Annotated in this window: 10 protein-coding genes; 1 reads left to right on the top strand and 9 read right to left on the bottom strand. The window is 55.5% G+C overall.

The genetic code is table 11. The annotated features are described in order from the left end of the window. Nucleotides 1–617: 617 nt before the first annotated feature. From OPU71_RS20870 to OPU71_RS20830, 9 genes are all read right to left on the bottom strand, one after another. Nucleotides 618–1,067 carry a hypothetical protein gene (locus tag OPU71_RS20870; protein ID WP_267730018.1) on the bottom strand — a complete coding sequence of 150 codons (450 nt, stop codon included), beginning with the start codon at nucleotides 1,065–1,067 and terminating at the stop codon, nucleotides 618–620. Between the two features lie 103 nt (nucleotides 1,068–1,170). Further along, the gene (locus tag OPU71_RS20865; RefSeq protein WP_267730017.1) at nucleotides 1,171–1,518 is read right to left on the bottom strand and encodes a hypothetical protein; all 348 of its coding nucleotides are present in this window, start codon (nucleotides 1,516–1,518) and stop codon (nucleotides 1,171–1,173) included. Nucleotides 1,519–3,714: 2,196 nt separating this feature from the next. Then, entirely contained in the window at nucleotides 3,715–4,062 is a 348-nt protein-coding gene (locus OPU71_RS20860) for a hypothetical protein (RefSeq protein WP_267730016.1), read from the bottom strand. 102 nt (nucleotides 4,063–4,164) lie between these two features. Beyond that, nucleotides 4,165–4,635, bottom strand: coding sequence for a hypothetical protein (locus tag OPU71_RS20855; protein WP_267730015.1), 471 nt, complete (start codon nucleotides 4,633–4,635; stop codon nucleotides 4,165–4,167). Between the two features lie 122 nt (nucleotides 4,636–4,757). Further along, a complete protein-coding gene (locus OPU71_RS20850) occupies nucleotides 4,758–5,024 on the bottom strand; it encodes a hypothetical protein (RefSeq protein WP_267730014.1) in 267 nt (88 codons plus the stop codon). Nucleotides 5,025–5,115: 91 nt separating this feature from the next. Further along, the gene (locus OPU71_RS20845; RefSeq protein WP_267730013.1) at nucleotides 5,116–5,643 is read right to left on the bottom strand and encodes a hypothetical protein; all 528 of its coding nucleotides are present in this window, start codon (nucleotides 5,641–5,643) and stop codon (nucleotides 5,116–5,118) included. A gap of 515 nt (nucleotides 5,644–6,158) precedes the next feature. After that, the gene (locus OPU71_RS20840; RefSeq protein ID WP_267730012.1) at nucleotides 6,159–6,644 is read right to left on the bottom strand and encodes a hypothetical protein; all 486 of its coding nucleotides are present in this window, start codon (nucleotides 6,642–6,644) and stop codon (nucleotides 6,159–6,161) included. A 129-nt stretch (nucleotides 6,645–6,773) separates the two neighbouring features. Further along, nucleotides 6,774–7,073: a hypothetical protein gene (locus OPU71_RS20835; protein ID WP_267730011.1), complete on the bottom strand. Its 300-nt coding sequence runs from the start codon at nucleotides 7,071–7,073 to the stop codon at nucleotides 6,774–6,776. Nucleotides 7,074–7,181: 108 nt separating this feature from the next. Continuing rightward, a complete protein-coding gene (locus tag OPU71_RS20830; protein ID WP_267730010.1) occupies nucleotides 7,182–7,739 on the bottom strand; it encodes a hypothetical protein in 558 nt (185 codons plus the stop codon). A gap of 255 nt (nucleotides 7,740–7,994) precedes the next feature. Between OPU71_RS20830 and OPU71_RS20825 the strand changes: the two genes are divergently transcribed. Further along, nucleotides 7,995–8,939, top strand: coding sequence for an integron integrase (locus tag OPU71_RS20825; protein ID WP_267730019.1), 945 nt, complete (start codon nucleotides 7,995–7,997; stop codon nucleotides 8,937–8,939). Nucleotides 8,940–9,408: the final 469 nt, after the last annotated feature.

Below are 9,408 nucleotides of genomic sequence, written 5' to 3'. Positions count from 1 at the left end.
GACGTAACGGGCGCCGGAGCGCAGCGGAGGGCACCAAACTGCGCAGCAGTTTGGCGTCCCGTTGACGGACTTGTTAGGTTCGGCGCGCAAATGAGAACCTGTGGTTTTCATAAAACCTAAACACACCGTCCCGGATCTCTTCGAGGTCAAGTTCCATGTCGCCGTCTAACGGACGTAACTCTGTTTTGTCACCCGTCCAAGCATCTACGACATCTACGCTTGCACCATTCTCGACAAGAGATCGGATCATGGCAATTGCCTGAAGAGTAGCCTCAATCGCAAGAGCGTCTTCAGGAAACCAGTCTTCCGGTTCCCCAAAGCCTAATTCGGTACTGCCCGTGCTCAGATGCCTAAGGCAGCAGCTGCACCCAGATTGTGAGCCAACAAACCACCTATTCGGGAAGGCCAAATACTTTTCTTCCGGGAGACCAGGCAGTGTTCTCGACATTTTAAGAAGCTCACTATTGCGAGATGAAAGATCTTCTTTGGATGTCGTGCTCAGCAATGTCATGTAGCACATAGAACCTAACGTTGGACGTAACGGGCGCCGGAGCGCAGCGGAGGGAACCAAACTGCGCAGCAGTTTGGCGTCCCGTTGACGGACTTGTTAGGCAGGGCTAAAGCCGCCATTTGTAACGCGCTTTCCGTTGCCTGTGAACTTCACGATCATCGCCAAGCGACGTATGGTTGCCGGCCCCGAATAAACCAACCCAAACTGCGAGAAATGCTAAGCCGACCGCCAGAAGTAGGCCCCACAGCGCTTTGGGTTCCGCTGGCGGGAAATTGGCTACTCCGAGCCCCACTATGACGCCTGCAACGCCGAAACAGACGAGGCGACGAAGCCATAGCCACGCTTGAGCGGCGGTGCGCTCAACGGCCGATGGCGGGCGGTTGGGGTCTTCGGTGTTTTCATAAATGGCTTGCCAACTAGCCCAAAGGCCAACTGGCAACAGCAGTAGTTGTGCCGCCCCTCCATGGCCCAAGACAAAGCGAACCAAAGGAACCGGAATGGTGAGGACTGCGATGGCAAGAAGTACTCGGCGCTCAATGATCTCCCAACGTTCCATTTGTGCGTGGTCCGTGATTGCCTAACGTTGGACGTAACGGGCGCCGGAGCGCAGCGGAGGGAACCAAACTGCGTAGCAGTTTGGCGTCCCGTTGACGGACTTGTTAGAGCGCGGCTTCATAGAGATACACGCCCAGAGGAAAATATCGGTAGGAGGACATTGCGAACTCATGCTGCCCGTATTTGACGCGAATGGGCTGACCGCACTTGTGACACAAAAGATCGCAATAGTCGGTTTCGTAAGGCACGGTAGGACCACAGGCCTCGGTCAGCGCCTTGCGAATTTGAAACGAAAACTGAGGGGGCTCCTTCACGCGAAGATTGAACTGAGTAACAACGTCGCACTTGGAGCACCAGTACTTTGCGGGAACCGTAAATACTTTTTCGTCGCCGAACCTATCGTGCGTAAGACCTACCAGCACTTCATCGGGTTGCTTTTGAATTACAGACATAGCGCTCTAACGTTGGACGTAACGGGCGCCGGAGCGCAGCGGAGGGAACCAAAATGCGCAGCATTTTGGCGTCCCGTTGACGGACTTGTTAGGGCTCGGGCGTTTCATTGACAAGTACTGAGCCGACAAACCTAGCGATGCCATGCACTGACACCAAGCGAAGGCGTGGTGCCCACAGAAGTGCATAGCCGGTTGAGCCGGCGAGCGCCGCACGGTGGCCCGCAACCAAAGACAGTCTGGAACGAGGTACCGGCCTGGGAGATAAGACGCCCTTGAGAAGTTGCGGCACCGACTGCTGGGGCGTGGAGTGGCCGTAGCCACAGTAACTGCCCTTTGAATCGGGGTGGCGCGGGGTGCTTCGACCACGGTACCGAATGCCGACGGCCCGTTGAAATTGTGTAGGGAGCGGATAGGAGTTCTTGTCCTCGCGCCAAATGCGCGGGTCGTCCAATGACCGTGGAGACCCGAAAAACCAAATTCCATAGCGGCGCAGCAATTGGTGAGCCCTAACGTGGAGGTGAGGGGCAGCCGGAGCCAAAGGCGGAGGGAACCGAAATGCGCAGCATTTCGGCTGTCCCCTCGACCGCAGGGTTAGGCTGCCAGTTTAAGAACACGGCGAAGTCTCCGCAAATGCCGAGCGACCGCAGGCCAATGCCATACGGCAGGAGATTCCATGTCCGGATAGGTTGATGACCATACGTAGGCACGCTTCTCTGAGTTGGCTGAAACAAACGATTCAACACTTGACGGCTGCAAGGCCAAGTAAACAGAGATCAAGCCCCAACCGTTGGCTTGATATCGGTATGTGTGCCCATCACATTTTCGCGGGTCGAGTTCAATGCGAGTTCGAGAAAGTGAGCCCGACATATCTGAATAGAGGAGCTTGATGTGTACGCAGGCACCGCGTGACCCTCGATTTGCCATTGCATATGCACAAATTTCATCTGCGGAGTGGAACTCGCGAATTTCCTGCCCGAACGCTGAATATGCTTCAACAACTGCTATAGGACTCTCCTTGAAGATCGCCTCAGCTAACAGTGCTATCGCTGTATCAGTTACGGGACTGTGCATGGCAGCCTAACGTTGGACGTAACGGGCGCCGGAGCGCAGCGGAGGGAACCAAACTGCGCAGCAGTTTGGCGTCCCGTTGACGGACTTGTTAGACGCGGGGTTCGCCACGGTCATAGCCAAACCGATAGACCCTATTGTTGAAATCAATGGCTTCAACATGCTCCGGAAACAGTGAGAAACCTTCGGAAAAGACGTCGGCGCCGGAGGCGGACCAGACTATTGCGCCGTCCTCCGAAAACCGGCACACCTCCAACTCGCCGTGTGAAAACAGCGCATTTCGTTCACGACTCACATGGACGCCGAATGATGTTGCGTCATCGACCCGGAGTGACCAGCAGAATGATAGCGGGCGGGGAATAAACTTGACTACGTGGCGACCGACAGCCAAGTAGGCTGCTCCGTGATGGAACGCAAGCGAATGCCTGTGGACTGCGGAACAACCGCCAGCGTCGCCACATACGATCAGCGGTTGATCGTCCAAGAGCACGCCGTGAATTGAAGTTGGGTGATATGAACTATCGAGCAGAACCTCGGATGCGTATTGCCGGACGTTGTCCGGCGACCCAAACGAATAGTTGGGTTCGTTCAGGAGAGTGAGCGGACCTGCCGAGGACTCAAATTGCATAGCGTCTAACGTTGGACATAACCGGCGCCGGAGCGCAGCGGAGGGCACCCAAAAGCGTAGCTTTTGGGCGTCCGGTTGATGGACTGGTTAGCCATTACTTTCCATGCACTCACGGAACCACGGTTTAGATACTGATTCACGCCAAGCTCTCCACCCCGGCGGCAAATCACTTAGTTGGAACAAAGTAGGGTCTCGATCCACCGCACAGCCTAACGAGGCAACTATGCAGTGCTCGGGGTCTGCTGTGGTACCGCAAAGAATTTGCCAGTCTCCATCTTCCTCATGCGTAACGAGCAAGACTGGGAAGTTCTCGTATGCCACACGAGTTGTAGTAAAAGCTGCGGTATTTCTGGGCTGAGAAAATGTCCACTCCGCTGGCATAGAAATTCTCATTAATGGCTAACGTTGAAAGTAACCGGCACCGGAGCGCCAGCGGAGGGAACCCAAACTGCCCGGCAGTTTGGGTGTCCGGTTGACTGCAGTGTTAGGCGTATGAGGGCTCACGAGCGTGGAAAAACCTGATTTGGATCGTCGGCGATAGAAATCGGCCCCGCGCACCTTACGAAGAAGCCGGCATTTGAATCTTTGACTTCGAACCCGTCCTCGCCATCACTTAGCGTGACCCTCGATACGCTGAGCCTCACGTTGGACCACCGAGTTGGCCCCGCCAAAAACTCGCAGTAAAAGAAGCGCAAGCCGAACGGCTCGAGATTTTTGTTTGCGGGTGGCGCGATTTCTAGAACGAGATAATCGTGATCGTCTCGGTACGCGTTGAACGACGCGGCGTACTCGTCGAAGGCATCGAGTGCGCGTTGCAGCTTTTCAATAACGCTGTCGGTGATATTCATACGCCTAACGTTGGAGGTAAAGTGCAGCCGGAGCTGCGAAGCAGCGGAGGGAACCCAAAGCGCAGCTTTGGGCTGTCACGTTGACCGAAAGGTTAGGCAAATTCATTCGGGTAACTTAGCGTCAGTAACAAACTTATACACATCTGGAGTGCGTGTTCGCCAAACTCCAGTAGCTAGGTTGTTGAAATATGAAATGCAATATTTCTGAACAGCCAGCCGTGCGTCGTTTGTTGTTGAGGCAACTTTTAGTCGCGCTGTTGCATTTTCTTTCACTCGATCTATGTATTGCTGAATATCTGGATTTTTAGAGATCGCAATTGTTGCAAGTACCTTCGACTTTTCGATAACTGCAAACTCGTCTTGCTTCCACTTCTCATAATTGCTGCTGAGTGCAGCACTATCGGCTGGGAAGATTGAAGTGCACCCTTGGTGCAACGTTTCTGCTTCCGCCTGTGCAAATGTAAGCATTGCGACAGCTTCGTTAGTATTTGATGCGTCGTGAAATGTTGAAGCCTCGACAAAGGACACCAAGAAAACCGCAACGGTAATCTGAGGCAACAGGCGTTGAATCATGGCATTTGCCTAACGTTTGACGTGAGGGGCCGCCGTAGCGGCAAAGCCGCGAAGGGAACCCACAAGCGTAGCTTGTGGGCGGTCCCTCTCGACGGAATTGTTAGGGCGCATTTTCTGCAAAGTTACCCCATCCCTAGATCTTTGATGAATTCTGCCTCGCTAGTTATCCATTCCGGCTTCATCTCGAAATGGGAGACGAGATACTTCTTTGTTATCTCAAACACTTGGCGTTCAGATAGCGCTGTGAGCCCATGCTTCAACACCAGTTTGCGATGAATGTACGAAGCAAACTGCCCGACCGTCAAAATTCCCGCAGCCTCGCCATCCGGAATCCCTACCCCGAACTTTTGCTCTGCCCACAGTACCGTTTCTACGGTGTCGAGTCCCATGGATGAGCCCTAACGTTGGAGGTAACGGGCACCGGAGCGCAGCGAAGGGGACCAAACTGCGAAGCAGTTTGGTGTCCCGTTGACCGACTGGTTAGACATGCAGTTGGTATTGCTCACAGACGAGGCCTATGCCGTGGGGATTTGTTTGGAGAAGCGATAGATCGTTCGCTTGAGCCCTGAGCTCGCTTTGGACGACCTGGCTCGACAAAATTGCCTTCTCAACGGTGGGAGAGAACTCTTCAACTTCGAACTCGTCCTGTGCCCTTTGATCTGCTGCGTCGTACGCTCGGCGGGCAGCCCACAACGCGTTCTTGGCTTCTCCTGTTAATACGCACCGCAGCATGTATGCAGAAGCAGCGACCTGATCGTCGTCGAGCTCAGGCAGCTCGTCGAGAGACGACGACAACCGCGCAATCTCGCCCGCGGAGAACTTTGCAGTCAACAGGTAGGCCGCGACCGCGTGACGAGCATTTGCCAGCAATGTGCGACACGCTTCGGACTGGAGTTCGTGCCCCAGCTTTTGCACACGCATGGCTGCGGCGAACGCAAAGGCCACACGCTCTGCTGTTGGCAATTTTTCAAGCGCCGCAAAGAGGGCGGGTTCGTCAAAGGTGTGCATGTCTAACGTAGAAGTAACCGGCACCGGAGCGCCAGCGAAGGGAACCCCACTGCGCAGCGGTGGGGTGTCCGGTTGACTGACATGTTAGGCGCGCCCTCGTAAGGCACGCACCTTGCGAAAGAGCCATGGAACTGCGACGAACCATTGCAGATAGCCAAGGCCGGCAAGAGCGACCCAGTATGGCAATAAGTCAAGAAACGGCTGGTATTCAAACCCGAAGAACGACGATAGAGGCGGCCATACAATGCCTACTAAGGCTGCGCCAAGAGCGCCGGTGGGAAACGATAGGAGAATCATTAACCACATGAACGCTACCGGCATGTCGTGAATGTCTTGCTGAATATAGGAAAACGCCAGCACTGCAAGGCATCCCGATGCCCAGGTTGCGCGAAGTATGTGGCCCAGTGATTGAGAGCGCCCCATTCCGGTACGCCTAACGTTGGACGTAACGGGCGCCGGAGCGCAGCGGAGGGAACCAAAATGCACAGCATTTTGGCGTCCCGTTGACGGACTTGTTAGGCCGCACGATGGGTGGAGCTGGCGGCTGCATGCGCATGTCGGAGGCGTAATACCTTCCCCGTGCGCTCTACTAGCGGAACGCCAATACCGAACACAACAGCGATGGCAATGAGCGCGGCGTGCATGATGCCATCAATGAACAGCAATGGAACTCTCCCTGCAGCGGCAGCCACTACGCCGAGGAATGCGTACGAAAAGAAGTAGTAGTGATATACAAGCCATTGGTTCGAGCGGCGAAAATAGGCATGCCACAGGCCCAATACGATGTACGCGAAATTGAATACTGCTAATGGATGAAACCAGCTTATGCCAGAGGATGGAATGAAAAGAAACGCTGTGATGTCCGTGGCTAGCATTGATGCGACGAAACTGCGCCCCAGCCAAGTGTGCAACACCGTTCCCTTCTGATTGCGCAGAACAAGCGCACCAGCAATCACTGAGTAGATAGCAACTGCAATGTGGATGTTTCCGACGAGACTCATTGCCTTCCCTCCTGTCGAGTGATGGAAACTACGCGGCCTAACGTGGAGTTGAGGGGCGCTGCGCGGCTGTATCGCGGAGCGTCCCCTCGAACGTAGTGTTAGGTGCGGGCTCGGAAATGCAGAGTTTTTTCATTGCATAACCTCACGCGGTTTTGCCAAATGTACATCGCCCGCTTTGGTGGTTCGGATTGTCACAAACTGCATTTCAGCGCATCGACAAGGAAACCGTTTAGTGAAGTGCTGCTTAGTTTTCTTCCGATATTGCCACTTCAGCAACCCAAGCTTCGCTAACCGGCTTGCTATCTGAATAATTGCCTTTCTTTCGAAGGGCTTCTCGTACCAGATTCCAAGCGTATCTCGCGCAAGTTGAATGGTAACTGGATCACCTTCACACATGGCCAGCAGACGATCTTCAATGTCGGAGAGCAACGCCACAAAGCACCTAACGTTGGACGTAACGGGCGCCGGAGCGCAGCGGAGGGAACCAAAATGCGCAGCATTTTGGCGTCCCGTTGACGAACTGGTTAGGCTGCGAGGTCAAAACATTGACTTCGCCCATTGTCCGTTAGTCCTCGCAAGGATGATTTGCGAAAGAGCCAATGCCTTGTCGGCAAGCGGGATTCTCGCGCACTTTGCGATCTTCTGCATCGAACCTGGAACCTTTGATCCCGTGACAAAGAGAAGGTCGCGTGCGGGTACCACCGCAAGCGGAATGCCCGGCAATTCGGAAGTAAGCCTTTCCCAAAAGCCGTCAAGCAGCAGAAGACTCGCTTCGAGTACTCCGCCGCAAGCAACGCCGTATAACCCGTCGTCGAGTTGCTTGAACACAACCTCCTCAATGTGTTTCGAGATGTTTGATACGGCAAGAGCGTGGAGTTGATCGCCGGTTAGCCCGATTTGCGATAGCTCCCGATTGCTCAAGTAGACAAGCAAGTCGGGTTGATTGAATGCGTATAGAACTGAGATGTCAGCGGTGAATTCGCGCATCACCGGCGAATCTTCAACGCTGAGAGGAATTGCTTCCCCTCGGTGCGCGAATGCCGACGTGGACTTGAGAACAGGCACTAACTGAGACAAAGCGTATTGGTTTGACATGGGTTGGTAGTCGGTAACGTATGAAAACTGTGGGCCTAACAGTGTTTACACGGACCCAAGGGGGTCCGTATATCAATTGATATTTAGGGCGCGGGCTTTTCGTGGTAACCCATTGATTTCTTGGGCGCGCCGTTCTTGTGTGTCAGTATAACAACAGCAATATTGGGGGGTACGTGCAGCCGCAAGGTTGCGCAGGTAGCCTCGTGACTTTTCTGACAGAAAGGAGTCCCCTTATGGGGCACACAGCCCCCTCGCCTGCTTGATCAAGTCTCGCTGGTCTGTCGCCGCCGGCACTTCAGCGCCAACACCGAACAGGCCTATCGCTATTGGGTCCGTCAGTTCGTGCTCTTCCACGACAAACACCACCCCGACTCCCTGGGCGCCAAGGATGTCGAAGCGTTCTTGAACCACCTCGCGACCGATCGACGCGTTGCGGCCTCCACTCAGTCGCAAGCGCTCAATGCGCTGGTGTTCTTGTATGACGCGGTGCTCGGCCTGCCGCTTGGTGACATGACAGGCCTCAAGCGGGTTCAGCGGCGCCAACGTATTCCGGTTGTGTTGTTACGCGAGGAGGTGCGGGCTGTACTCAATCAGCTCGATGGGACTCGCCGGCTCATGTGTGAAGTGCTCTATGGCGCGGGGCTGCGTGTGCACGAGTGCGTCACGCTCAGAGTCAAGGACGTCGACGTGGCGGCGCGGACCCTGTCGGTGCGCAACAGCAAGGGCAGCAAGGACCGCACGACAATCCTGTCGGAACACGTCGTCGCCCGCTTGCAGGAACATCTCATCCGCGTGGCCACGCTGCACGCAAATGACCGCGCGCGTGGCGGCGGCCTCGCGCCCATGCCGGATGCGCTTTCACGCAAGTATCCGACTGCGGCAGCGTCATTGAGTTGGCAGTTCGTGTTCCCGTCAGCGGTATTACGCCCTTGGGGGTCAAGTGAACGCTTTGTTCGCTGGCATGTCTCGGACTCAACCGTGCAACGGGCGTTCAAAGTCGCGCTCGATCGCGCGCAGATCCACAAGCACGCAAGCGTGCACTGCTTGCGGCATAGCTTCGCAACGCACTTGCTGGCGTCAGGGACGGATGTCCGCACGATCCAGTTGCTGCTGGGTCACCGTAGCCTGCAGACCACGATGATCTACACGCACGTCGAGGCCACCGCGCGCAATGTGATCAGCCCACTTGATCTGCCTTGACACTCGGTTACGCGAGGGGGGCGTGTGCAACCCTCGCAACGGGACCGCCGCGTCAGGGGCGGAGGTCGTTCGGTGTTCGGCCACGTTGCGCGCCACCGGCAATCCGAATTCTCAGTGGTAGCGGGTGTGTTCCCCCCGACAGCTGCCGTTCGAATGGCAGCTTGCGCGAGCGTTGGGATGAGCGCCAGGTTTGCCAACGAAAGACTGCTTTGGGTCGAATCCGAACGGCAACGGGATATCAGAGCAGACATTCGCACGTCCTGCGCTCACCGGAACATGAACGTCAGCTAAGGCCGACGACCTGCCGTCGAGCGGTAGCCAGCTCTGACCGCTACCCAGCCTGACCCGGCTATACAGCGCCGGACTTGGCGCCGGCTATTTGTGTTGGTGAACTAGGGTCTGTTGACAATCAAGCCAGCCAAATAACGGACGCGGACAAAGCGACGAAAGCGGCGAAGCGTTCGGCGAG

This window comes from Niveibacterium sp. 24ML, from assembly GCF_026586805.1.
Lineage (GTDB): Bacteria > Pseudomonadota > Gammaproteobacteria > Burkholderiales > Rhodocyclaceae > Niveibacterium.
This window is presented reverse-complemented; position numbering and strand designations above follow the sequence as displayed.

Bases quoted from the DNA above. Each gene is read 5' to 3' on its own strand.
- OPU71_RS20870 (WP_267730018.1), bottom strand. From the start codon at position 1,067: ATGGAACGTTGGGAGATCATTGAGCGCCGAGTACTTCTTGCCATCGCA.
- OPU71_RS20865 (WP_267730017.1), bottom strand. From the start codon at position 1,518: ATGTCTGTAATTCAAAAGCAACCCGATGAAGTGCTGGTAGGTCTTACG.
- OPU71_RS20860 (WP_267730016.1), bottom strand. From the start codon at position 4,062: ATGAATATCACCGACAGCGTTATTGAAAAGCTGCAACGCGCACTCGAT.
- OPU71_RS20855 (WP_267730015.1), bottom strand. From the start codon at position 4,635: ATGATTCAACGCCTGTTGCCTCAGATTACCGTTGCGGTTTTCTTGGTG.
- OPU71_RS20850 (WP_267730014.1), bottom strand. From the start codon at position 5,024: ATGGGACTCGACACCGTAGAAACGGTACTGTGGGCAGAGCAAAAGTTC.
- OPU71_RS20845 (WP_267730013.1), bottom strand. From the start codon at position 5,643: ATGCACACCTTTGACGAACCCGCCCTCTTTGCGGCGCTTGAAAAATTG.
- OPU71_RS20840 (WP_267730012.1), bottom strand. From the start codon at position 6,644: ATGAGTCTCGTCGGAAACATCCACATTGCAGTTGCTATCTACTCAGTG.
- OPU71_RS20830 (WP_267730010.1), bottom strand. From the start codon at position 7,739: ATGTCAAACCAATACGCTTTGTCTCAGTTAGTGCCTGTTCTCAAGTCC.